Source organism: Poseidonocella sedimentorum, assembly GCF_900116005.1.
GTDB classification, from domain to species: domain Bacteria; phylum Pseudomonadota; class Alphaproteobacteria; order Rhodobacterales; family Rhodobacteraceae; genus Poseidonocella; species Poseidonocella sedimentorum.
On sequence record NZ_FOYI01000009.1, the window covers coordinates 103,340 to 126,031 of the forward strand.

Consider the following 22,692-nt stretch of genomic DNA (forward strand, 5'->3'; position numbering starts at 1 on the left):
CGCGGAAGCAGGATACATTTCCCCAAACATAGCCGCTCGGAGAGATTTGTCATGACCGCATCTGCCGACCTCGTGGAAGAGATTGAAACCCTGGGGGGAAAGCTCGCGGAGGCGCGCGCCTCGATCGATCGGCGGTTCATCGGGCAGGAGCGCGTGGTGGAGCTCACGCTCGCGGCGCTGCTTTGCGGTGGGCATGGGCTGCTGATCGGGTTGCCGGGCCTTGGCAAGACGCGGCTGGTCGATACCCTCAGCACGGTCATGGGGCTGCATGGCAACCGGATTCAGTTCACGCCGGATCTGATGCCCGCCGATATTCTCGGCTCGGAAATTCTTGAGACGGGCGAGGATGGCAGCCGCGCGTTTCGCTTCATCGAGGGGCCGGTCTTCTGTCAGCTGCTGATGGCCGACGAGATCAACCGCGCCAGCCCGCGCACGCAGTCGGCGCTTTTGCAGGCGATGCAGGAGCGGATCGTGACCGTGGCCGGGCAGGACCGGGCGCTTGGCGTTCCGTTTCACGTTCTGGCGACGCAGAACCCGATCGAGCAGGAGGGTACCTATCCGCTCCCCGAGGCGCAGCTTGACCGGTTTCTCGTGCAGATCGATGTGGTCTATCCGGATCGCGCGACGGAGCGCGACATCCTGCTCGCGACCACCGGGGTCGAGGAGGCCGCGGCGCGCGCGGTCTTCACGGCCGAAGAGCTGCTCGCCGCGCAGAGGCTGTTGCGGCGGATGCCCGTGGGCGAGAGCGTGGTTGATGCGATCCTTGATCTGGTGCGGGCCTGCCGGCCGGATGAGCCCGAGGCGCGCGATGCGGTGCGCAATGCCGTCTCCTGGGGGCCGGGGCCGCGCGCGGCGCAGGCGCTCATGCTGACGGTGCGGGCCAAGGCGCTGCTTGACGGGCGGTTGGCGCCCTCTGTCGAGGATGTGCGGGACATGGCGCTGCCGGTCCTGTCGCACCGGATGGCGCTGAGTTTCGCCGCGCGGGCGCGGGGTGAGACGCTTGGCGATGTGCTCGGCGATGTGCTCGGCGCGGTTCTGCCCCTTGGGGCCGCCGCGTGAGCCAGCCCGCCGCTCTTCGCAGCCGCGCAGAGGCCACCGCGGCGGGGGTGCCCGCGCTTCTGGCGGCGGCTGAGCATCTGGCCGGCACGGTACTCCTGGGCGAACACGGGCGGCGGCGCGCGGGGCTTGGCGATGACTTCTGGCAATACCGCCCGGTGCGGCCGGGGGATGAGACGCGGCTCATCGACTGGCGCCGCTCGGCACGGGGGGACGAGACCTTCCTGCGCGAGCGCGAGTGGCAGATCGCGCAATCGGTGACGGTCTGGCTCGATGGCGCGGCCAGCATGCGCTTCGCCTCCTCCGACAAGCTCACGACCAAGGCCGACCGGGCGCAGCTTCTGGCGCTGGCGGTCTCGATCCTGCTGGTGCGGGGCGGCGAGCGGGTCGGGCTGGCCGGGACCGGGCTGCCCCCCCGGCGGGGCGAGGCGCAGGTGCTGCGGCTGGCGGAGGCCTTCTTGCGGGAAGGGGAGGCGGATTACGGCGTGCCCGAAACGCGGGCGATGCTGCCTCATGCGCGGGCGCTTTTCATCTCCGATTTCATGGGCGATTTCGCGGCCGTAGAGGCGGCGCTTCACAAGGCCGCCGACCGGGGCGTGCGCGGCATCCTGCTCCAGATCCTCGATCCGGCCGAGGAGGCCTTCCCCTTCACCGGGCGGACCCTGTTCCAAAGCGTCGGCGGCAGTTTGAGCCACGAGACCCTCAAGGCCCGCGATCTCAAGGCGCGCTACCTGGAGCGGTTGGCCGAGCGCAAGGATGCGCTGGAGGCGCTCGCGCGGCTCACCGGCTGGCGCTACAGCGCGCATCACACAGGCGAGAGCGCGCAGGCGGCGCTGCTCTGGCTCTGGCATGCGTTTGACGGGGCGCGCTGATGCTGACGCTCGGCCCTCTCGGCTTCCTCGCCCCCGGACTGCTGCTGGCGCTGATCGCCTTGCCGGTCCTGTGGATCTTGCTGCGTGCGGTGCCGCCCGCGCCGATGCGGCGGCTCTTTCCCGGCGTCGCGCTGCTTCTGGGGCTGGAGGATGAGGACACGGTCACGGACCGAACGCCGTGGTGGCTTCTGTTGCTGCGGATGCTGGCGGTGGCGGCGGTGATCGTCGGGCTGGCCGGGCCGGTGCTCAATCCCGAAACCCAAAGCGGGCGCAGCGGGCCGCTGCTGATCGCAAGCGATGCTAGCTGGGCCGGCGCGCCGCAGGCCGCGCAACGGCGCGAGCGGGTGCGCGATCTGGTACTGGAGGCCGGGCGCGCGGGGCGGCCCGTGGCGCTTTTGCGGCTGAGCGCGCCGGAACCGGTACAGTTTCAGGCCGCCGATGCGGTTCTGCCGCGCGTGCCGGGGATGATCCCCGAGCCATGGTCGGTGGAGTCGGCGCAGGTTGATGCCGCGCTTGAGGCTCTGGACGAGCTCGACGCGCATGAGACGATCTGGCTTTCCGACGGGCGCGCCTATGCGGGGCAGGACGCGCTTCGCGCGGCGTTTCAATCCGCGGGCGCTCTGCGTGTGATCGAGACCGGGGCACCGGTCCATGGCCTCCTGCCCGCGCGGTTCGAGGACGGTGCGCTGGTGCTGCGCGCGCGGCGCAGCCTGGCGCGGGGGGGCGAGGAGGCCCCGGTTGCCGCCTTCGGGCGCGATCCGGCCGGGATCGAACGGGTGCTCGCCGAGGGCGTCCTGACCTTCGAGGACGGCGCCACAGAGGCGGAGCTGACGCTCGCTCTGCCCGCCGAGCTGCGGGCCCGGCTGACGCGGTTCGAGCTGATGGGCGGGCGCTCGGCAGGGCGTGTCGCGCTGGCCGATGACAGCCTGCAGCGCCGCGAGGTGGCGCTCATCGCTGGGCGCGAAAACCGCGAGGGGCTCGAACTGCTCGCCCCGCTCCACTACCTGCGCCAGGCGCTGGAGCCGAGCGCGGAGCTTCTTGATGGGGCCTTGCTGGACATCTTGCCCGCCAACCCGGACGTAATCGTTCTGGCCGATGTGGCGACGCTCGCGCCCGCCGAGGCTGATGCGGTGGCGGAATGGGTCGAAGCGGGGGGGCTGCTCCTGCGATTTGCCGGCCCGCGCCTTGCGGCGAGCGAGCTCAGCCGCGAGGTGGAAGATCCGCTGATGCCGGTGCGGCTGCGCGCGGGCGGGCGGACGGTCGGCGGCGCGATGAGTTGGGGCGCGCCCAAGGCGCTGGCGCCCTTCCCGGACGAGAGCCCGTTTTTCGGCCTGACCATTCCCGAGGACGTCACCGTCAGCTCGCAAGTCATGGCCCAGCCGGATCCAACCCTTGCCGAGCGTGTCATCGCCCAGCTCACCGACGGCACCCCGCTGGTGACCGCGAAACCGCTGGGGCAGGGGCGCGTCGTGCTCTTCCATGTGACGGCCAATGCCGAATGGTCCAACCTGCCGCTTTCTGGCCTCTTCGTGGAGATGTTGGAGCGGCTGTCGGTCTCGGCCCGCGCGAGCCGCCCGACGGCGGAGGACCTCGCGGGCACGGTCTGGAAACCGGTGCAGGTGCTCGACGGGGCCGGGCGATTGCTGGATGCGGGCACAATGCCCGGGATCGACGGCGCCGCGCTTGTGGAAGACCCGCTGGGCCCCGCGCTGCCGCCCGGCCTCTACGAGGGCGCGGAGCGGCGGATCGCGCTCAACGTGATGCGCGAGGACACCGCGCTGGCCCCCGCCGTCTGGCCCGCCGATGTCCCGGTCGAGGGGCTCGATGTGGCGCAGGAGCAGCCGCTCAAGGGCTGGCTTCTCGCGCTCGCGATGGCCCTGCTCGGGGCGGACGCGGTGGCCTCTCTGGCGCTCTCGGGGCGCCTGCCGGGCCGGCGGCTGAGCGCCGGGCTCGCCGTCTTCGCCGCGCTCTCCTTCCCCGTCGAGGGCCGGGCGCAGGAGGCCGGGGCAAGCGCCTCCGACGATTTCGCCATCGCCGCGACGTCCGAGGTCGTGCTCGCCCATGTGCTGACCGGCGACGCGGCCGTGGACCGCACCGCCGAGGCCGGGCTTTTCGGCCTCTCCCAGACGCTCTTCTTCCGCACCTCGATCGAACCCGCCGCCCCGATGGGCGTCGATCTGGAACGCGACGAGTTGGCCTTTTTCCCCTTCCTCTACTGGCCGGTGACCGCCGATCAGCCGCTGCCCTCAGACCTTGCCTATGCCCGGCTCAACGCCTACTTGCGCACCGGCGGCATGATCCTGTTCGACACGCGCGATGCGGATGTGGCCGGCTACGGCGGGGCGAGCCCCGAGGCCCGGCGGCTGCAGCAGATCGCCGCTCCGCTCGACCTGCCGCCGCTGGAACCGCTGCCGGAGGATCACGTCCTGACCCGCGCCTTCTACCTGCTTCAGGATTTCCCGGGGCGCCACAACGGGCGCGCCGTCTGGGTCGAGGCCGCGCCGCCCGATGCCGAACAGATCGAGGGCATGCCGTTTCGCAACCTCAACGACAACGTGACCCCGGTGGTGATCGGCGGCAATGATTGGGCGGCGGCCTGGGCGATGGACGAGCGCGGCACGCCGCTCTACCCGGTCGGGCGCGGCTATGCCGGCGAGCGCCAGCGGGAGATCGCGCTGCGCTTCGGGGTGAACCTCGTGATGCATGTGCTCACCGGCAACTACAAATCCGACCAGGTCCATGTGCCCGCGCTGCTCGACAGGCTCGGCCAATGACGCGGCAGATCCTCCTCGATCCGCTTCTCGGCTGGCCGCTGATCTGGGCCGTGGCGGCGCTCGCGGTCGTGATCACCGCGCTCGCGCTCTGGCGTGGGCTGGCGGGCTGGTGGCTGCGCGGGCTGGCGGGGGCGGCGCTTCTGGCCGCGCTCCTCAACCCCTCGCTTCAGACCGAGGACCGTGAGGCGCTGAGCGATATCGTCCTGCTGGCGGTGGACCGCAGCGCGAGCCAGACACTCGGCACCCGAGAGGACCAGACCACTGGGGCCGCCGAGGCCCTCGCCGCGCGGATCGAAGCGCGGCCCAACACCGAGCTGCGCCGGATCGAGATCGGCGACGGCGCGGGCGATGCGGGAACCCAGGCGATGACCGCGCTTGCCGAGGCGCTGGCGCAGGAGCCGCTGGCCCGTGTGGCGGGGATGATCCTCGTCTCCGACGGGCATGTCCACGATCTCGCCGCCGCGCCTGCGCTGCCCGCCCCGTTGCACCTCATCGAGACCGGCGAGAGCAGTGATTGGGACCGGCGGCTCATGGTCGAAAACGCTCCCGCCTTTGCGATACTCGGCGAGCCCGTCACGCTCTCGCTCATGATCGAGGACAGCGGTGCGAGCCCCGCCGGCGCCGCCACCGCGCCGCTGGAAATCAGCGTCGATGGCGCGGCTCCCCTGCGCTACGAGATCACCATCGGGCGGCGCTTTGAGGTCCCGATCGTGCTTGAGCACGGCGGGCGCAACGTGCTGCATTTCCGCGTCCCGGCGGCGGAGGGCGAGTTGACGGACCGCAACAACGAGGCGGTGATCCAGATCAACGGTGTGCGCGACCGGCTGCGCGTGTTGCTGGTCTCGGGCGAGCCGCATCCGGGCGAGCGCACATGGCGTAACCTCCTGAAATCCGACAGCTCCGTCGACCTCGTGCATTTCACCATCCTGCGCCCGCCCGAGAAACAGGACGGCGTGCCGGTCGATGAGCTGTCGCTGATCGCCTTCCCGACGCGCGAACTCTTCCTCGACAAGATCGACGACTTCGACCTCATCATCTTCGACCGCTACCAGCGGCGCGGAATCCTGCCCGCGATCTACCTCGACAACGTCTCGGCCTATGTCGAAAACGGCGGCGCGGTGCTTGTCGCGGCGGGGCCGGATTTCGCCTCCGCCGACAGCCTCTACCGCTCGCCGCTGGCCCGCATTCTGCCCGGCGCGCCGACCGCGCGGGTGATCGAGGCGCCCTTCCTGCCGCGCATCTCCGAGACCGGACAGCGACACCCGGTGACCGAGGGGCTGAGCCGTGCCGATCCGCCCCAGTGGGGCCGTTGGTTCCGGCATGTGGAGGTCGTGTCCGAGGCGGGCGATGTGGTCATGACCGGGGCCGAGGACCGGCCGCTCCTGATCCTCAACCGCGTGGGTGAGGGGCGCGTGGCGCTGCTCGCCTCCGATCATGCCTGGCTCTGGAACCGCGGATTCGAGGGGGGCGGGCCGCAACTGGAGCTTCTGCGCCGCCTGTCGCACTGGATGATGAAGGAGCCCGAGCTTGAGGAAGAGGCGCTCTGGGCCGAAGCCACCGGCCAGCAGATGCGCATCATCCGGCGCAGTCTCGGCGACGACGTTGGCGTCGCCACGGTGACGAGCCCGTCGGGCGAGGAGATCGAGATCCCGCTGGAGGAGGTCGGGCCGGGACGGTTCGAGGCGCTCTATGACGGGCCGCAGATCGGGCTCTACCGCATCACGGAGGGCGCGCATGAGGCGGTCATCGGCCTTGGCCCCGCCGCGCCGCGCGAGTTCGAGGCGACCATCGCCACGGGTGCGATCCTGCAACCGCTGATCGACAGCGCCTCGGGCGGGGTGCGCCGGGTCGAGGACGGCGTGCCGGCCCTGCGGGACGTGCGGCCGGGCCGACCGGCGGCGGGGCGCGGCTGGATCGGGCTCACCCCGCGCGAGGCCTACGTGACCGCCGACGTCACGCAACACCCGCTGTTCCCGGCCTGGGCGATGCTCCTGCTGGCCTCGGGGTTCATCATCGCCGCCTGGCTCCGGGAGGGGCGGCGCTAGGGCAATGGGACCGTGACCGTCTCCGCCGACCAGCCATCGACAGAACAGCGCGCGCGCAGGCGCACTTCGGTCAGGCCCTCCGGTATCGAGACGCCGGCGAGACTGCGGGTGAAGGGCTGCTCGGTGACATGCGGATGCAGCAACCCGCGAAACCCAAGCCGCGCGCCCTCCGGCCCGAGCACCTCCCAGCCATCCGCGTAGTGATCCCAGCCGCTGTCGGGGTGGGCCAGCGTCACGTCAAACCGCCAGTGCCCATCGCCGCCCTGCGCGGCGCGCGCATCGAGGATCGCAGGGGGATCGGCCAGCGCGCCGGAGGCGAGGACCAGAAGGCAGGGGGCAAAACGCATGTGCCCGAGCTTAGCGGCGCGTGGGCGGATTGTCAGGTCACAGCGCCGTGTCCTCGCCCGCGCCCTCAAGCAGCACGAGCCGCGAGGCCGACGCGAATTCCCGCCGCCAGATCATCGCCATTGTCAGCACCGTCGCCACGACCAGTGCCCAGGCGCTCAGCAGCCAGGCCACGGAGGCCAGCGCGAAATAGAGCGCGCGCAATCCGCGGTTGAACCCTCGCGTCGCGGTGATGTTGATCTCGGCCGCCTGCGCCGCGCGGGCCAGCGCATCGCTTGTGCCGACATCGTTCGGGACCGCCCCCATCAGCGCCGCGCAATAGCCGAAGAGCCGATGCGACCAGACGAATTTGAGGAAGGCATTCGCCAAAAACATAAGCGTTACCAGCAGCTTGAGCTCCCAAACGATGGCCGGCGCGCTGATCGCGGTGAGGTCCTCGGCCACGCCGATGAGTTGGTCGGTGTTGCCCAAGGTGGCCAGCACACCGCCGATGGTGATGAGCGAGGCAGAGGCGAAAAACGCCGTCCCTTGCCGCAGGTTGCCGATCAGCTGGGCATCGAAGATCCGGTTGTCGCGCAGCGCCATCTGCCGCATCCAGCCCCGACGCACGTCGGCCATCAGGAGCGAGACCGAGGGCCGCGAGGCCGGCGGATGCTCGATCACCCAGCCGGTCAGCACCCCGGCGATGAGCAGCAGCGCGAAGGCGGCGAAATCCGGCGGGGCGAAGAGGCTGATCTGGTCCAGAAGCGTCATGCTCCCGGCATAGCCGCTCGTCCGGCCCCTGTCAGCCGCGGAATCTCCGCGCGGGTCTTGAAACCGCGTCCGGGATTTCCCACATCCGCGGTGTCCGGGCGCCGCATGGCGGGCCCTGGCAAGTCAAGAACCGGCCCGTCCCGGAGGGAGGGCCATACCCTGTTATCGCTCAATGGAGGATGACCCATGCGTTCATTCGATCTTGCACCGCTTTACCGTGCCACCGTCGGCTTCGACCAGATCGCCGACTTGATGGATCGGGCCTTGGCCAGTGACGTCGGCCAGCAAAGCTATCCCCCTTACAACATCGAGAAAACCGCCGAGGATGCCTATCGCATCTCTCTCGCCGTGGCGGGCTTCTCTTCCGAGGACCTCAGCATCGAGGCCAAGGAAAACGCGCTCGTGATCAGCGGCCGCAAACCCGAGGATGCCGACAGCGGCACCTACCTGCACCGCGGCATCGCGACCCGTGCCTTCGAACGCCGCTTTACCCTGGCGGACCATGTGCGCGTCACCGGCGCGACCCATGCCGACGGCATGCTGCACATCGATCTGGTGCGTGAAGTGCCCGAAGCGCTGAAGCCGCGCCGCATTGAGATTGCTCGCGGCGACGCGGGCGCGATCTCGCAGGATGTGGTCGAGAGCGACACCGTCAACTGAGGCCCGCGGCAGCCCGCCCGGCATCGTCCCGCGGGCTGACCGCCGCAAAAAAGCCGCCCCTGCGAGGGGGCGGCTTGTTCTGTATCGGGCCTGATCCCGGGAGCTGAAAAGCGCTCAGTTCCCTCTGTTGGCCGCTTCGATCGTCGCAAAGGCCGGTGTCGGCAGCGTGCCGAGCGACCAGAAGAACGTCTCGCCCGAGCTGTCATCGACCCCGTCATTGTCGGTGGAGGCAAAGGCCTCGCCGCTTTCGAGGATCGCGAGCCCTTCGATCTTGTCGACGATGTAGCCGCCGAAGGAGGCCAGATCGGGGATCAGATCGCGGACCTCCTCCTTGCGCACCACCGGAAGCTCGCCGCCCAGCGGGGCCGGGGTCATGTCGGCGGCCGGGATCGCATAGATCTTCTTGGTCACCGCCTTGGCGCCGATCTGGTTGTCGCGCTCGATGACGTAGACATGCGCGTCATGGGCCACGATCTCCGACAGCCCGACCCAGCCCGCGTCCGGTTTGGCCTTGGGATAAAGCACCGCGCCCCATTCCTCGGTCTCGAGATTGTAGGCCACGAGCTTCACGTGATCGGCCGGATCGTCCGCCCATTCGCGCTGCACCGCCATCCAGAGCGTATCGCCCAGCTTGGTGATGCCCTCGAAGCCGAAGCGGCGTTCCACCGCGAGAAGCTCGGCCGGCAGAGGGATTTCGGCATCGATCTCGCCGGCGGCGTCCACGTGATAGATCCCGTGCGGGATCATCCGGTCGGTGCGCCCTTCGGAGGCCAGCCAGAACCCGCCCTCGCCATCGGTGGTGATGCCTTCGAGGTCGATCTTCTGTGCCGGACGGCCGGCGCGGGTGATCGGCGTCGCGGTGGTGATCCGCGCGGGCATGGCGCTTGCGTCGATGGTGAAGATCGTCGGCTGGTAGCCATAGAAGCTGTCGTTGACCGCGTAGATCGTCTCGCCGTCGCCCGCGACCATGCCGGAAATCGCGCCCCAGCCGATGAGGCTATCTGCGCCTTCGGAGGTGAGGGTCGGGTAGGCCGCCGGGGCCTCCTGATACGCGTAGATCATGACATGCGCGCGCACGCCGCCATCTTCGACGAGGTCGGTTTCATTGGCCGACACCAGCAGGTTGCGCTCGGGGATCGTCACATAGCCCTCCGGTCCGATGCCCGACGGCAAAATCTGCGTGAGGACCGGCGCCGCCGGATCGCTCACGTCATAGACGCCCACGGCCGAGCCCCGCTCGGAGCCCACGAAGACCATCGGCGTGCCGGCGAATACCGCCGTCTCGATGCTCTCTGGCTCGACGCCCTTCGCGTCCGAGCGTTTGTCGGGGTAGTGACCGATCTGCACCAGCGCGTGCTCGAAACTCGCGCCGCTCTCGTAGACGACCGCGCCGTCCTTGTGGAAGATCGTCCAGCCGCGCGAGCCGCCGTCCATGTCGCCCTCGTTGGCGATGGCGAAGTGGTCGTCGTCGAGCCACTTGACCGCATCGGGCTCGCGTTTCCGCCCCTCCTGGCTGTCGGTGAAGAGCAGCGCGCCGCGCTCGTCTTTCGTGTCGATGCCCTCAAGGTCAACCGCCCCGGCGGAGAAATGGGAGAGCACCTCGCCCGCGGCGCTGACCACGGCCAGATGGTTGTTCTCTTGCAGCGTGACGATGGTTTCGCCCAGCCCGTTGATATCAACGAATTCAGGCTCGGGATCCTCGGGCGAGACCTCCGCCAGACCGGTCAGGTCCACAGTCTTGAGCGTGTCGCATTGCGGAAGGCCACCCTCATCGAGATCGATCAGGACAAGGAACCCGGCCGGCATCTGTCCGGTGCGCCCGTCGCCAAGATCCTCATCGCGCTCGTTTTCGATCGCGACCGCGGCAAAGCTGCCATCCTTGGCAATGGCGACGCTGTCAGGCTGCCCGCCCAGATCGCAGCGCGCGGCTTCCGTGCCGTCCGCGATGTCGATCGCCGCGAGATGGCCCGACGGCTCGACATAGCTCTCCGACGTGTTGACGCCCACGATGGCCATGGCGCCCGCAACGCCCACCGATGTCGGCTCGCCGCCGAGCGCGATGTTGCCGAGCGGTTTCGGCGCGGCCGGGTCGCTGATGTCCACGCGGCCCAGCGCTTCGAGCGGGCTGTCGGTGTAGACCAGCGTCATCCCGTCGGCCGTCGCGGCGATGATCTCGGGCGCGCTCTCGCGGCTCTGATCCTCGCCCTCGGCCATGTTGGCGATGACGGGAAAACTCGCGATCCGGTTGAAATTCATCTCTGCCGTGGCCGCTCCGGCGCACAGCGCCAGCGCGGAGGTCAGACAGGCTTTGCGTGTCGTCATGAAAGGCACTCCCCAGTTGCAATTGCTACTGGGGATGTGACCGATGCGCATGACCGTGCCGTAACGCTGATATGTCGGATTTGTGAAAACCCGCCGCCATCGAGCGCCAATCGCACGCAGTGCCAGAAGACGTGCGCGCGCCCCAACGGGGGGCGCGCTCCGCTTAATAGGCGGCGCCGGTGGACATCATCTCGCCGTAGGGGATCCAGATCGTCTTGACCTCGGTCGCTGCATCGAGAAACGCGCGCCCCTCTCCGGCGGGCCCGGCCCAGTCGCGCGCCAGGCCGTTGTTGACCCAGGTCCGCTTGAGGTTGGCCGCGCTCTCGCGCTCGATCACCGTCGAGACATCGCTTGACGAGAAGGACCAGACGGCCTCCACGTCCAGATGCGCCGCCAGAACCGGTGCAAGCTCCGCGTGGCTGCCCGTGAGGATGTTCACCGCCCCGCCGGGCACATCCGACGTGTCAAGCACCTGGTAGAAATCCGTCGCCGCCAGCGGGAAGGCCTCCGAGGCGACGAGCACCGCGCGGTTGCCCATCGCGAGCGCGGGCGCCATCACCGACACCAGTCCCAGCAGCGGCGCCTCGTCGGGGCAAAGCGCCGCGAGGACGCCGACCGGCTCCTTCATCGCCAGCGCCACGCCGCGGATCGGAACGTCATGCGCCTGCCCATCGAACTTGTCGGCCCAGGCGCCATAGGTGAAGAGCCGCTGTACGCTCGCCTCGACCTCCGCCTTGCCGCCGCGCCCGCCGGTCAGCGTATCGATCCGCTCGGCAAATTCGCCCGCTCGCGCCTCGAGGTTCTCGGCGATATAGTACAGGATCTGCGCCCGCAGGTGCCCGCTCGTGGTGGCCCAGGCGCCCGCCTTGCGCGCCGCCTCCACCGCGTTGCGCACATCCTTACGATTGGCCAGCGGGACCTGCCCGAGCAACGCGCCGGATTTGTCATGAACGTTGCGCGAATAGCCGCCATCGGGCCGCGCCTGCTTACCACCGATATAGAGCTTGGCGGTCCGGTCGAGCCCGTCCTTGGGTCCCTTGTCGCCGGCGAAGGCCGCCGCCACCGGTTTCAGCGCCGTGGCCTTGCCCTTGGGCTTGGTATAGGCGCCGAGCCCGTCCCAGCCGCCTTCGCGCCCGAAGCCGCTCTCGCGCACCCCGCCGAACCCGGCCGCCGCGTCGAACATGTTGGTCCCGTTGACCCAGACCACGCCCGCGATGAGCTTCGGCGCGATGTCGAGCGCGAGGTTGAGGCTCTCGCTCCAGACACTCGCGGCGAGCCCGTAGCGGGTGTTGTTGGCAAGCTGCACGGCCTCTTCGGGCGTGCGGAATGTGGTCGCGACGAGCACGGGCCCGAAGATTTCTTCCTGCATCAGGGTGGCCGAACTGCTCAGCCCGGTGATCAGCGTGGGGGGGTAGAAACAGCCCCCTTCGGGGAGGCTACCCTTGGCTTGATAGACCTCGCCCTCGTGGCAGCCATCGACCTTTCGCGTGATTTGATCCAACTGGCTCTGATCAACAATCGCGCCCACGTCGACGCATTTGTCGAGCGGATCGCCAATGCGCAGCGCGTCCATGCGGACTTTCAGCCGGGCATAGAAATCCTCGGCCACACCTTCCTGCACCAGAAGGCGCGAGCCCGCGCAGCAGACCTGCCCGCCGTTGAACCAGATCGCATCGACCAGCCCCTCCACGGCGCTGTCGAGATCGGCATCCTCAAAGACGATGTAGGGGGATTTGCCGCCAAGCTCGAGCGTCAGCGCCTTGCCGGATCCGGCGGTCGCCGTGCGGATGATCCTCCCCACTTCGGTGGAGCCGGTGAAGGCGATCTTGTCGACATCCGAATCCACCAGCGCCGCCCCGGTCTCGCCATCGCCGGTCACGATGTTGACCACACCCGCCGGCACGCCGGCCTGGCCGCAGATGTCAGCGAAGACCATTGCGCTGAGGGATGTGAACTCGGCCGGTTTGAGGACCACCGTGTTGCCCATCGCAAGCGCCGGGGCGATCTTCCACGCGAGCATCAGCAGCGGGAAATTCCACGGGATGATCTGGCCGCAAACGCCCAGAGGCTCGCGGTCGGGCAGCTCGGAGCCCATGAGCTGGGCAAAGCCCGCGTGATGGTAGAAGTGCCGGATGGCGAGGGGCACGTCGATATCGCGGCTCTCGCGGATCGGCTTGCCGTTGTCGAGGCTCTCCACAACGGCGAGCAGGCGGCTGTGCTTCTGCATCAGGCGCGCGATTGCGTAGAGGACCCGCGCCCGGGCCGCGCCGGATTTCGCCCAGGCCGGCTGCGCCTTGCGCGCGGCCTTGACCGCGGCGTCGACCTCGTCTCTCGTGCCCTTGGTGACACCGGCGAGCTTGTCGCCGGTCGCGGGATTGATCGAGGCAAAGTCATCGCGCGCGGGCGCAAAAGCGCCGTTGATGTAGTGCCCGGCGATCCCGCCGCGATCCGCCAGCCACTGCAGCGCGTCTTGCGCGCTCTCGGGCGCGGGACCGTAGTCCATGGTTTCGAAGATGTCCGTCACGCTCATGTCCTGTCCGCCTTTCTCGCGGGTTCCGTCTGGAGCCGTTTTCCGATCAATCGGAAAACGGGCCGGAAAATGATCGATCATTTTCCGGGGTCGCGCTTATCCCGTCGCGTGCCGCCACGAGGCGGAGTAGGCGCCGGTTACATGGTGTTCGAGCTGTCGCTCGATGTCGCCCAGCAGCGAGGAGGCGCCGAAGCGGAAGAGGTCCGGCTGCAACCAGCGATCCCCGAGCTCCTCCTTGATGAGCGCCAGGTAGGTCAGCGAATCCTTGGCCTTGGAGATCCCGCCTGCCGGTTTGTAGCCCACGCGCACGCCGGTCGCTGTGTGGTAGGCGCGGATCGCGCGGATCATCACGAGGCTCACCGGCAGCGTCGCATTCACGCTTTCCTTGCCGGTCGAGGTCTTGATGAAATCCGCTCCGGCCATCATGCAGACCATCGAGGCGCGCGCCACGTTGCGCAGCGAGCCGAGCTCGCCCGTGGCGAGGATCGCCTTGATCCGCGCGTCGCCGCAGGCCTCGCGGAAGGCTTTCATTTCGTCGTAGAGCGCTTGCCAGTTGCCGGTCAGGACGTGCCTCCGCGAGATCACGATGTCGATCTCCGCCGCGCCGGCCGATACGCTTTCGCCGATTTCGGCGAGCCGGAGGTGGAAGGGCGAGAGGCCCGCCGGGAAACCGGTCGAGACCGCCGCGACGGGGATGCCCGAGCCCTTGAGCGCGTCGACCGCGGTGGGGACCATTTCGTGGTAGACGCAGACCGCGCCGGTGGTGAGGCCCGTCAGGCCAAGCGCCTCCAGCAGGTCCGCGCGCACCGGCTGGCGCGCCTTGGCGCAGAGGCGCCGGACGCGGCCCTCGGTGTCGTCGCCCGCGAGGGTGGTGAGGTCGATGCAGCTGATCGCCTTGGCGAGCCACGCGGCCTGGTAGTCTTTCTTGACCGTGCGCCGGCCGGGCAGGGTCGCGCAGCGCCGCTCGACGGCGGAGGTATTGACCCGCTGCGACAGGACCACATCGAGATCGAGCGCCGTCCCCGGGTTGCGCGGGGTCTGCACCTGTGGAAGCTGTGCGAGCGCCGTGCTGGCCGCGCCATCTGTTTTCGTGGTGATTCCGGTCATCTCTGCCGCCCTCCCATCGTCACTATGCCCCAGTTGGCGGGCGTCGGGTAGCGCCCCGTCGCGCGCATCTGGCGCGGGCAAAGGCGCATCCATCGCAAAACCGGGGCGAATGTCAATGCACCGCCCCACATGGCGACGCGCGGTCTTGCCCGGTCAGCCGCGCCGGAACCAGCGCGAGACGCGCCCGCGCAGCCCCGACATTGACGCGCTCGCATCGTCCCAGCTGTCCTCCACCCCGTCCAGGACCGGATCGATCCGGCGGTGGCGGAAGCGCCGCCAGCGCACGCGGATCGCCCAGGCCGCCGCCACGAGCAGGGTCAGGATGATGATATTGCCGATCGGCAGCCCCTTGCTCGCGTCGGGCCCGTCGACTTCGCGGATCTTCATCGCGTTGGGGAAGACCGAAAACTCCTCGATCCGCCAGCCGTAGTGCTTGACCAGGGCCCAGCGGGGCTCGGCCGCGGTGGAGCGCAGGTCCGCGGCTTCGGCCTGAAGGTTGGAGGTGTCGAACTTGAAATAAGGCGGCCAGCCCCAGTCGGTATCCTCATTGCGGTAGACCATGACATCGCCATCGGCCTTGCGGGTCTGGATGAAGAAAACGTCGCGCCCCGGTTGCGTGCCGTCAAACCCCGCGCCCGCCGAGGCCCAGAAATAGCGGTTGGCCCCGAGATCGACCCGCTTTTCGTAGGTGTCGGTGACGCGGACGATGTCCTTCTGGGGCAAGGTGTAGTGCAGGAAGGCGGCCACGAAGAGCCAGAAGAGGACGATCACGGTCCATTTCGCGTATCTCATGTGGCGTTCCTTTTGCGGGGGGTGGCCTGAATAGACCTGTGGGCTCGGGGCGGGTCTGTCAACCGGGCTCTTGCGCGACGAGCCGTCCGGCCTCAAGCCGCAGCACGCGAGACATGCGTTGGGCGAGGGCGAGGTTGTGGGTCGCGATGAGGGCGGTGAGGCCGGTCTCGCGCACCAGATCGACCAGGGCGGCAAAGACGGTCTCGGAGGTCTCCGGGTCAAGGTTGCCGGTGGGTTCATCGGCCAGCAGGAGGCGCGGCGCGTTGGCGAGCGCGCGGCAGAAGGCGACGCGCTGTTGCTCGCCGCCCGAAAGCGCGGCGGGCCGGTGGGCGGCGCGGGCGGTGAGCCCGACGCGATCCAGCAGCGCGGCAGCGCGGGCCCGGGCCTCGGCGCGCGTGGCCCCGTTGGCAAGCTGCGGCAGCATGACGTTCTCCAGAGCGGAAAACTCCGGCAACAGGTGGTGGAACTGGTAGACGAAACCCACGTCGCGCCGCCGCGCGATGGTCCGGCGGCGGTCCGGGAGGGCGGCGAAATCCTCGCCCCCGATCCGCACCGCGCCCGCATCGGCCACATCCAGCAGGCCCGCCACATGCAGCAGCGTCGACTTGCCCGCCCCCGACGGCGCGACCAGCCCGACGATCTCGCCCGCGCCGAGCCGGCAGGAGGCCCCGTCGAGCACGCGCACCTCGCGGTCGGTTCCGCGCAGGTAGACCTTCTCGATGCCCTCAAGCTCCAGCACCGGCTCACTCATAGCGCAGCGCCTCCACCGGGTTCATCCGCGCCGCGCGCCGGGCGGGAAAGATCGTCACGATGAAGGACAGGCCCAGCGAGAGCGCGACTGCGGAGACCACGTCGCCAAACTCCAGCCTGGCCGGGATGGCATAGATCCCGCGGATCTGGGGATCCCAGACGCCGCCGCCCGAGAGGTAGTTCACGAAGGCGAAAATCGGGTCGATGTAGATCGCGAAGAGGCAGCCCAAGAGCACGCCGAGCGCCGTGCCGATCAGCCCGGTAAAGGCCCCGCAGATGAAGAAAACGCGCAGAACCGCGCCCTCGGTCAGGCCCATCGTGCGCAGGATGCCGATGTCGCGGCCCTTGTTCTTGACCAGCATGACAAGGCCGGAGACGATGTTCATCGAGGCGATGAGCACGAGGATCGCCATGATGATGAACATCACGTTGTCCTCGATCTCCAGCGCCCGCAGGAAGGCCCCCGCACTGTCGCGCCATGTCCAGATGAGCGCTTCGGGCCCGCCCGCGTCGAGCAGGGGCAGGAGCATCTCGTCCACCGCTTCGGGCTCTTCGATCAGCACCTCGATCTCGTCCACCGCGCCGGGCTTGTTGAAGTAGACTTGCGCCTCTTCGAGCGGCATGTAGACGCGCGTGCGGTCGATGTCGTAGCGGCCGGCGGTGAAGATGTAGGTAACGTCGTAGCTCTTGGAGCGCGGCGAGGTGCCGAAAGCGGTGCGCACCCCGTTGGGCGAGATGATGCGGATGCGGTCGCCCAGCCCCGCGCCAAGCTCGCGCGCGACGCCCGAGCCGATGGCGACGCCCTCTTCGAAACGGGCAAGATCGCCCTCGCTGGTCTCGGGATCGACGATGCGGCGCAGGCCCGCGAGGTCTGCCGGGGTGATGCCGTAGACCTCCACGCCCGCGTTGTTGTCGCGCAGGTTGGCCATGACCTGCCCGCGCAGGATCGGGGCCGCCCGGGTCACGCCGGGGACCTCGGCCAGCCGCGCGGCCATCGCGTCATAGTCGGTGATGCGCCGGTCGATCGCGCCCTGGGCGTTGACCTCGCCGGTGGTGTAGACCGTGACATGGGCGTTGGCGCCGAGGATGGTGTCGACGAATTCGGCCCGGAAACCTGCGCGCACCGAGAGCGTCGCGATCAGCGCCATGACTGCCAGCGTGATGCCGATCAGGCTGATCCAGGTCATGACCGAAACGCCCCCTTCGGCGCGGCGCGCGCGCAGGTATCGCCAGGCGATCAGCCATTCGAAGGCCGCAAACGGGGCGGGGGATCTTCCCATCACTCAGGGGGCGTCGACTTGCCGGCGCGGCTCACGCGATAGAGCACGAAGGCCACCACGCCGAGCACCGCGCCCAACTCCCCGCTATAGCCCAGCAGCGAGGCGAGCCCCATGCCGACGAGGCCGCAGACGAGCGCGAGCCCCAGCCGCTTGGCCAGCCCCGCCTCAAGCACTTGCAAGGCCGTAGATCGCCGTGATCCGCGCCACGGCCTGTTCGGGGGGCAGCTCTTCGCTCTCCCCCGTGCGGCGGCTGGTGAGCTCGACCACGCCGTTCTTGAGACCGCGCGGCCCCACCGTGATCCGCCAGGGCAGGCCGATGAGGTCCATGGTCGCGAACTTGCCGCCCGCGCGCTCGTTGGTGTCGTCGTAGAGCGGCTCCAGTCCGAGGGCGGTGAAGCTCTTGTAGAGGCTCTCGCAAGCCGCATCGGCCTCCGCGTCCCCGGTCTTGAGGTTGACGATGCCGACGTGGAAGGGCGTCACGCCCTCGGGCCAGATGATGCCCTTTTCGTCATGGCTCGCCTCGATGATCGCGCCCAGAAGGCGGCTGACGCCGATGCCATGACTGCCCATGTGGACGGGGACGGATTTGCCGTCGGGCCCTTGCACATTGGCGCCCATGGCTTCGGAATACTTGGTGCCGAAATAAAAGATCTGGCCGACCTCGATCCCCCGCGCCGAGCGGCGGCGCGCCTCCGGGACCTTGTCGAAGAGCGCCGCGTCGTGGGTTTCGTCGGTGCGCGCATAGCGCGAGGTGAACTCCTCCAGCACGGCCTGACACTGCGCCACGTCGTCGTAGTCGATCTCGCGGTCGCCGAATTTCAGATCGGTGATCTCGCTGTCGTAGAAGACCTCCGACTCGCCGGTCTCGGCCAGCACGAGGAATTCATGGGTGTAGTCGCCCCCGATCGGCCCGCCATCGGCGCGCATCGGGATCGCCTGAAGCCCCATCCGCTCATAGCTGCGCAGGTAGGAGACGAGGTGCCGGTTGTAGGCGTGCAGCGCGTCTTCCTTGGTAAGGTCGAAGTTGTAGCCGTCCTTCATCAGGAACTCGCGGCCCCGCATCACGCCGAAGCGCGGGCGGATCTCATCGCGGAATTTCCACTGGATGTGGTAGAGCGTGAGCGGCAGGTCGCGGTAGCTGCTGACGTGGCTGCGGAAGATGTCGGTGATGAGCTCTTCGTTGGTCGGCCCGTAGAGCATGTCGCGCCCGTGCCGGTCGGAAATGCGCAGCATCTCCTCGCCGTAGTCGTCATAGCGCCCGCTCTCGCGCCACAGGTCCGCCGATTGCAGCGTCGGCATGAGCATCGGGATATGGCCCGCGCGGACCTGTTCCTCATGGACGATCCGCTCGATGTTGCGCAGAACCTTGTAACCCAGAGGCAGCCAGGAATAGATCCCTGCGCTCGCCTGTTTGATCATCCCGGCGCGAAGCATGTAGCGGTGCGATACGATCTGCGCCTCCGAAGGGGTCTCCTTCAGGACCGGCAGGAAATAACGTGAAAGGCGCATCAAGGGCTCCGGTATGATCGAAAATCAGCCCATCGTTTAATGGCGCATTCACGACCATACAAGCGGCTTCGGAGTCGCCATGGCGCCGGGCGCGGCACTCCGCCCTTGCGATGGCGGGCGAAACCGGTCTGATGGGGCGCAAACCTTGCCGCCGACCGAAAGGACCTCCGATGCCTCCCTCGTTTCACATGATCGACGCCGCCCCCCAGCCCGTCGCGCCGTTTTCCCATGCGGTCGAGACCGATGGTTGGGTCTTCCTCACCGGACAGATGCCCACCTTTCCCGATGATCCCGAGCGGCCCTTGCCCGAGGGGATCGAGGCGCAGACGCGGCGGGTGATGGACAATCTCGGCCTCGTGCTCGGCGGTCTGTCGATGGGGCTGGAGGAAATCGTGCAGGTGCGCGTATTCCTGACGGAGTTTCACCGCGACTATGCGGCGATGAATGCCACATACGAGAGCTATTTCGCGCCCGGACGGTTGCCCGCGCGGACCTGCGTCGGTGTGACCGGGATGGCCGTCGGGGCGCTGGTGGAGATCGACGCGATCGCGCGCCGGAGCTGAAACGGCGCCTAGCGGCGTTTGAGCCCGCGTTTGAGGCCCCAGATCAGCACTCCGATGACGATCCCCCAGAAGGCGCCGCTGATGCCCAGCAGGGTCATGCCGCTTGCGGTGATGAGGAAGGTGAGCGCGGGGGCCTCGATGCTGCCCGGCTCGGAAAACCCGGCCGAGAGCGCGGCGACCAGCGCGGGAATGAGCGCGAGCCCCGCGACGCCGATGATGAGCTCTGACGGGGCGGCTTGCGCCAGCTGCGTGACCGGTTCGGCCAGCAGCGCCAGACCGACATAGCCCAGCCCCGAGACCACCGCGGCCCAGTAGCGGCGGCTGCGGTCGGGGTGGGCGTCGGGGCCGGCCATCAGCGCCGCGGTGATCGCCGACATGTTGATCGGGATCGCGCCGAAGGGGGCCGCAACGAGGCTCGCCAGCCCGGTCTTGCGCAGCGCCGCCTGCCGGTCGACGGGATAGCCCTGAAGTTCCAGAAGCGCAAAGCCGGGGATGTTCTGGCCCGCCATGGTCACGAGGTAGAGCGGCAGCGCCAAAGAGATGAGCCCCGCGAGGCTGAACTCCGGCGCAACGGGCGCCAGCGCGGGCAGGCCGAGCGATCCACCAAGCGCATCGCCGAGCGCATCGGCGGGCAGATCGACGGCGAAGATCATCACCAGGATGAAGGCCAGAACCGCCAGCGGCATGGCCGCGAGCCGGTGCAGCAGCAGCCCCGCGACCCAGGCGCCGAGCACCGGCAGGAAGAGCAGCGGCGCCGCGCCGAGCGCATGGGCCGGCGCGAGGCAGAGCGGGAAGAGCACTCCGGCGAGTAGCGCGTTTGCCACCGGCTTGGGGATCGCCGCAACGATCCGGCCGAGCAGCGGCACGACCCCGGTGATCGCGATCAGCGCGGCGCAGCCGATGAGCGCGGCCACCACCGCGCCGAACCCGCCCGCGGGCGCGGCGGAGGCGGCCAGAAGCGCGGCGCCCGGCGTGGACCAGGCCACGGCCGCGGGGCTGCGAGTGGCGAGCGGGAGCCAGAGACTGCCGACCCCCATGCCGAGCGTGGCGAAAAAGAGCGCTGTGGCGGCCTGATCGGGCGTCGCGCCCACGCGGGTCACCCCGGCGAGCACGATGGCGAAGGAGGCCGAGTACCCCACGAAGGCGGCCAGAAGGCCCATGTAGATGGCCGAAGGAGAGAGCTCGCGCAGCATCGTAATTGTCCGGTCCGGGGGATGACGCGCGAGGCGTCTCATTTGGGGTGTTGCCCGCATGTCTGGACCGATCCGCGCACGGCTGCAAGACCCGAGCGGGCCGGATGGACGGGCGCCGGAGCAAAGCCTAGGATCGGGGCGACAGCGGGGAGGGCGGCATGGAACCGGGCGCGCGCAATTTGATCACGGATGTGGCGGGGCTGCGGGTCGGCAATGCCGGCGACGCGGGGCTGAAATCGGGCGTCACGGTGCTGACCTCGGGCGCGCCCTTCACCGCGGGCGTCAGCGTCATGGGCGGCGCGCCGGGCACGCGGGAAACCGACCTGCTCGCCCCGGACCGGACCGTGCAACAAGTCGATGCGCTGGTGCTCTCGGGCGGCAGCGCCTTCGGGCTCGCGGCCTGCGACGGAGTCGCGGCGGGGTTGGCGGCGGCGGGGCGGGGCTTTGCCGTGGGGCCCGCGCGCGTGCCCATCGTACCTGGGGCGATTCTCTTCGATCTGCTGAACGGCGGCGCGAAGGGCTGGGCGGAGAACCCCTATCCGGCCCTCGGCCGCGCGGCGCTCGATGCCGCCGGCCCGGAGTTCGCGCTCGGCTCTGCCGGGGCCGGTCTCGGCGCGACCACGGCGACGTTCAAGGGTGGGCTCGGCTCGGCCTCTTGCGTGCTGGAGAGCGGGCATACGGTCGGCGCGCTGGTGGCGGTCAACGCGCTTGGCTCGGCGACGGTCGGGGACGGGCGGCATTTCTGGGCCGCGCCATGGGAGGAGGGCGCGGAGTTCGGCGGGCTCGGGCCCGCGCCGCGAGTCCCCAAGGGCTGCCGCACCAAGCTCTCGGCCCTCAATGCCAGCACCACCATCGCCATCGTCGCCACCGACGCCGCGCTGAGCCAGCCCCAGTGCACCCGGCTCGCCACCGCCGCGCAGGACGGCATGGCCCGGGCGCTCCTGCCGAGCCACACGCCGCTTGACGGGGATCTGGTCTTTGCCGCCGCGACCGGCGCGGTCCCGCTCGATGAGGGCCCCGAGCCGCTCATGATGATCGGCCATGCGGCCAGCCTGTGCCTCGCGCGCGCAATCGCCCGGGGTGTCCATGCTGCGACACCGGCGGCGGGGGACCTCCTGCCGGTCTGGCAGGAGGGGTGAAGTCGCGCGGGCGATGGGCGCGGGGCGTCAGAGAAGCCCGGCGTGCTCCATCGCGGCGTCGATCTTGGCGCGGGTCGGCTCCGTGAGCGGCACCAGCGGCAGGCGCACCTCTTCGGAGCAGAGCCCGAGCCGCGACATCGCGTATTTGACGCCCACGAGCCCCGGCTCGGTGAAGATCGCCAGATGCAGCGGCATGAGCTTGTCGGTCAGCTCCAGCGCGGTGGCGTAGTCGCCCGCCAGCGTGGCCGTCTGGACCTGCGCGCAGAGCGCGGGCGCGACGTTGGCCGTCACCGAGATGCAGCCGACGCCGCCTTGTGCGTTGTAGCCCACGGCCGTCGCATCCTCGCCCGAGAGCTGGATGAAATCGGTGCCGCAGGTGATGCGCTGCTGGCCCACGCGGGAGAGGTCGGCGGTGGCATCCTTGACCCCGATGATGGTGTCGAGCTTGGCGAGCTCGCCCATTGTCTGGGGCGAGATGTCGACCACGGACCGGCCCGGGATGTTATAGACGATCAGCGGCAGGCCGCGGCTCGCGGCGGCGGTGAAATGCGCAATCAGCCCGGCCTGAGTCGGCTTGTTGTAATAGGGCGATACGACGAGCGCGCCCTCGGCGCCGGCGGCCTTGGCCGCGTCCACCAGCCGGCAGGCCTCCCGCGTCGAGTTGGAACCGGCGCCTGCGAGCACGGGCACGCGCCCGGCCGCCACATCGATCACGGTGGCAACAACGCGGTCATGCTCTTCGTGGGTGAGTGTCGGGCTCTCGCCGGTGGTGCCGACGGGCACGAGGCCGCGGCTCCCCTGATCGATGTGCCAATCGACGAGGCGTTTGAGCGTTGCCAGATCCAGCTCGCCGTCCTTGAACGGCGTGACCAGTGCGGGAAGGGATCCTCTGAACATGTCGCGCGCCTCCTGAATTCGGGTCCTGAGCCGGCGGATCACCCGCCGGACTGCAGCGCGGTTTAACGCGCGTTTGGAGCTTTGCCAAGTTTGTGTATTGCGGCG

At 69.1% G+C, this 22,692-nt stretch carries 19 protein-coding genes; 7 read left to right on the forward strand and 12 right to left on the reverse strand.

Translation table 11 applies throughout. The features are described from left to right. Positions 1–51: 51 nt before the first annotated feature. The 4 genes from BM353_RS13020 to BM353_RS13035 are packed head-to-tail and all read left to right on the forward strand — an operon-like array spanning position 52 to position 6,747. Positions 52–1,059, forward strand: a complete 1,008-nt coding sequence (locus BM353_RS13020; protein ID WP_092081570.1) for an AAA family ATPase — start codon at positions 52–54, stop codon at positions 1,057–1,059. Continuing rightward, complete coding sequence (locus BM353_RS13025) at positions 1,056–1,928, forward strand: DUF58 domain-containing protein (protein WP_092081572.1); 873 nt, start codon at positions 1,056–1,058, stop codon at positions 1,926–1,928. Before BM353_RS13020 ends, BM353_RS13025 begins: the two co-directional genes overlap by 4 nt. Continuing rightward, on the forward strand, positions 1,928–4,702 hold the full coding sequence (locus tag BM353_RS13030) for a DUF4159 domain-containing protein (RefSeq protein ID WP_092081574.1): 2,775 nt from the start codon (positions 1,928–1,930) through the stop codon (positions 4,700–4,702). Before BM353_RS13025 ends, BM353_RS13030 begins: the two co-directional genes overlap by 1 nt. Further along, positions 4,699–6,747 carry a hypothetical protein gene (locus BM353_RS13035; RefSeq protein ID WP_092081576.1) on the forward strand — a complete coding sequence of 683 codons (2,049 nt, stop codon included), beginning with the start codon at positions 4,699–4,701 and terminating at the stop codon, positions 6,745–6,747. Before BM353_RS13030 ends, BM353_RS13035 begins: the two co-directional genes overlap by 4 nt. Here the strand turns inward: BM353_RS13035 and BM353_RS13040 are convergent. After that, positions 6,744–7,094 (reverse strand): hypothetical protein, encoded by a 351-nt coding sequence (locus BM353_RS13040; RefSeq protein ID WP_092081578.1) that lies wholly within the window; start codon positions 7,092–7,094, stop codon positions 6,744–6,746. The genes BM353_RS13035 and BM353_RS13040 overlap by 4 nt on opposite strands. A gap of 37 nt (positions 7,095–7,131) precedes the next feature. Next, the gene (locus BM353_RS13045; protein WP_092081580.1) at positions 7,132–7,845 is read right to left on the reverse strand and encodes a DUF599 domain-containing protein; all 714 of its coding nucleotides are present in this window, start codon (positions 7,843–7,845) and stop codon (positions 7,132–7,134) included. A gap of 186 nt (positions 7,846–8,031) precedes the next feature. Between BM353_RS13045 and BM353_RS13050 the strand changes: the two genes are divergently transcribed. Then, positions 8,032–8,505 carry an Hsp20 family protein gene (locus BM353_RS13050; protein ID WP_092081582.1) on the forward strand — a complete coding sequence of 158 codons (474 nt, stop codon included), beginning with the start codon at positions 8,032–8,034 and terminating at the stop codon, positions 8,503–8,505. A gap of 114 nt (positions 8,506–8,619) precedes the next feature. On the opposite strand, the gene BM353_RS13055 is transcribed toward BM353_RS13050, so the two are convergent. From BM353_RS13055 to proS, 8 genes are all read right to left on the reverse strand, one after another. Then, complete coding sequence (locus BM353_RS13055; protein ID WP_092081584.1) at positions 8,620–10,827, reverse strand: esterase-like activity of phytase family protein; 2,208 nt, start codon at positions 10,825–10,827, stop codon at positions 8,620–8,622. A gap of 163 nt (positions 10,828–10,990) precedes the next feature. Further along, complete coding sequence (locus BM353_RS13060; protein WP_092081634.1) at positions 10,991–13,357, reverse strand: aldehyde dehydrogenase family protein; 2,367 nt, start codon at positions 13,355–13,357, stop codon at positions 10,991–10,993. Between the two features lie 96 nt (positions 13,358–13,453). Next, a complete protein-coding gene (gene deoC, locus BM353_RS13065; RefSeq protein WP_092081586.1) occupies positions 13,454–14,464 on the reverse strand; it encodes a deoxyribose-phosphate aldolase in 1,011 nt (336 codons plus the stop codon). Positions 14,465–14,617: 153 nt separating this feature from the next. Continuing rightward, positions 14,618–15,256, reverse strand: coding sequence for a DUF1523 family protein (locus BM353_RS13070; protein WP_092081588.1), 639 nt, complete (start codon positions 15,254–15,256; stop codon positions 14,618–14,620). A 58-nt stretch (positions 15,257–15,314) separates the two neighbouring features. Then, the gene (locus BM353_RS13075; RefSeq protein WP_092081590.1) at positions 15,315–16,007 is read right to left on the reverse strand and encodes an ABC transporter ATP-binding protein; all 693 of its coding nucleotides are present in this window, start codon (positions 16,005–16,007) and stop codon (positions 15,315–15,317) included. Next, the gene (locus BM353_RS13080) at positions 16,000–17,286 is read right to left on the reverse strand and encodes a lipoprotein-releasing ABC transporter permease subunit (protein ID WP_092081636.1); all 1,287 of its coding nucleotides are present in this window, start codon (positions 17,284–17,286) and stop codon (positions 16,000–16,002) included. The genes BM353_RS13075 and BM353_RS13080 overlap by 8 nt, the downstream gene beginning before the upstream one ends. Continuing rightward, positions 17,286–17,465 (reverse strand): hypothetical protein, encoded by a 180-nt coding sequence (locus BM353_RS16665; RefSeq protein WP_143104159.1) that lies wholly within the window; start codon positions 17,463–17,465, stop codon positions 17,286–17,288. Before BM353_RS16665 ends, BM353_RS13080 begins: the two co-directional genes overlap by 1 nt. Continuing rightward, positions 17,452–18,795, reverse strand: a complete 1,344-nt coding sequence (gene proS, locus BM353_RS13085; RefSeq protein WP_092081592.1) for a proline--tRNA ligase — start codon at positions 18,793–18,795, stop codon at positions 17,452–17,454. The genes BM353_RS16665 and proS overlap by 14 nt, the downstream gene beginning before the upstream one ends. Before the next feature lie 170 nt (positions 18,796–18,965). Here proS and BM353_RS13090 point away from each other — a divergent pair, with 170 nt between their 5' ends. Beyond that, entirely contained in the window at positions 18,966–19,358 is a 393-nt protein-coding gene (locus BM353_RS13090; RefSeq protein WP_092081597.1) for a RidA family protein, read from the forward strand. 8 nt (positions 19,359–19,366) lie between these two features. On the opposite strand, the gene BM353_RS13095 is transcribed toward BM353_RS13090, so the two are convergent. Then, positions 19,367–20,551: a benzoate/H(+) symporter BenE family transporter gene (locus BM353_RS13095; protein WP_092081599.1), complete on the reverse strand. Its 1,185-nt coding sequence runs from the start codon at positions 20,549–20,551 to the stop codon at positions 19,367–19,369. 158 nt (positions 20,552–20,709) lie between these two features. Between BM353_RS13095 and BM353_RS13100 the strand changes: the two genes are divergently transcribed. After that, complete coding sequence (locus BM353_RS13100; RefSeq protein ID WP_092081601.1) at positions 20,710–21,690, forward strand: P1 family peptidase; 981 nt, start codon at positions 20,710–20,712, stop codon at positions 21,688–21,690. Positions 21,691–21,717: 27 nt separating this feature from the next. On the opposite strand, the gene dapA is transcribed toward BM353_RS13100, so the two are convergent. Beyond that, entirely contained in the window at positions 21,718–22,587 is an 870-nt protein-coding gene (gene dapA / locus BM353_RS13105) for a 4-hydroxy-tetrahydrodipicolinate synthase (RefSeq protein WP_092081603.1), read from the reverse strand. Between the last annotated feature and the right edge of the window lie 105 nt (positions 22,588–22,692).

What these genes read in the sequence shown, in the direction of transcription:
- BM353_RS13080 (WP_092081636.1), bottom strand. Translation starts at nt 17,286, where the DNA reads ATGGGAAGATCCCCCGCCCCGTTTGCGGCCTTCGAATGGCTGATCGCC.
- deoC (WP_092081586.1), bottom strand. Translation starts at nt 14,464, where the DNA reads ATGACCGGAATCACCACGAAAACAGATGGCGCGGCCAGCACGGCGCTC.
- proS (WP_092081592.1), bottom strand. Translation starts at nt 18,795, where the DNA reads ATGCGCCTTTCACGTTATTTCCTGCCGGTCCTGAAGGAGACCCCTTCG.
- BM353_RS13095 (WP_092081599.1), bottom strand. Translation starts at nt 20,551, where the DNA reads ATGCTGCGCGAGCTCTCTCCTTCGGCCATCTACATGGGCCTTCTGGCC.
- dapA (WP_092081603.1), bottom strand. Translation starts at nt 22,587, where the DNA reads ATGTTCAGAGGATCCCTTCCCGCACTGGTCACGCCGTTCAAGGACGGC.
- BM353_RS13040 (WP_092081578.1), bottom strand. Translation starts at nt 7,094, where the DNA reads ATGCGTTTTGCCCCCTGCCTTCTGGTCCTCGCCTCCGGCGCGCTGGCC.
- BM353_RS13070 (WP_092081588.1), bottom strand. Translation starts at nt 15,256, where the DNA reads ATGAGATACGCGAAATGGACCGTGATCGTCCTCTTCTGGCTCTTCGTG.
- BM353_RS13045 (WP_092081580.1), bottom strand. Translation starts at nt 7,845, where the DNA reads ATGACGCTTCTGGACCAGATCAGCCTCTTCGCCCCGCCGGATTTCGCC.
- BM353_RS13055 (WP_092081584.1), bottom strand. Translation starts at nt 10,827, where the DNA reads ATGACGACACGCAAAGCCTGTCTGACCTCCGCGCTGGCGCTGTGCGCC.
- BM353_RS13060 (WP_092081634.1), bottom strand. Translation starts at nt 13,357, where the DNA reads ATGAGCGTGACGGACATCTTCGAAACCATGGACTACGGTCCCGCGCCC.
- BM353_RS13035 (WP_092081576.1), top strand. Translation starts at nt 4,699, where the DNA reads ATGACGCGGCAGATCCTCCTCGATCCGCTTCTCGGCTGGCCGCTGATC.
- BM353_RS13050 (WP_092081582.1), top strand. Translation starts at nt 8,032, where the DNA reads ATGCGTTCATTCGATCTTGCACCGCTTTACCGTGCCACCGTCGGCTTC.
- BM353_RS13100 (WP_092081601.1), top strand. Translation starts at nt 20,710, where the DNA reads ATGGAACCGGGCGCGCGCAATTTGATCACGGATGTGGCGGGGCTGCGG.
- BM353_RS13020 (WP_092081570.1), top strand. Translation starts at nt 52, where the DNA reads ATGACCGCATCTGCCGACCTCGTGGAAGAGATTGAAACCCTGGGGGGA.
- BM353_RS13030 (WP_092081574.1), top strand. Translation starts at nt 1,928, where the DNA reads ATGCTGACGCTCGGCCCTCTCGGCTTCCTCGCCCCCGGACTGCTGCTG.
- BM353_RS13075 (WP_092081590.1), bottom strand. Translation starts at nt 16,007, where the DNA reads ATGAGTGAGCCGGTGCTGGAGCTTGAGGGCATCGAGAAGGTCTACCTG.
- BM353_RS13090 (WP_092081597.1), top strand. Translation starts at nt 18,966, where the DNA reads ATGCCTCCCTCGTTTCACATGATCGACGCCGCCCCCCAGCCCGTCGCG.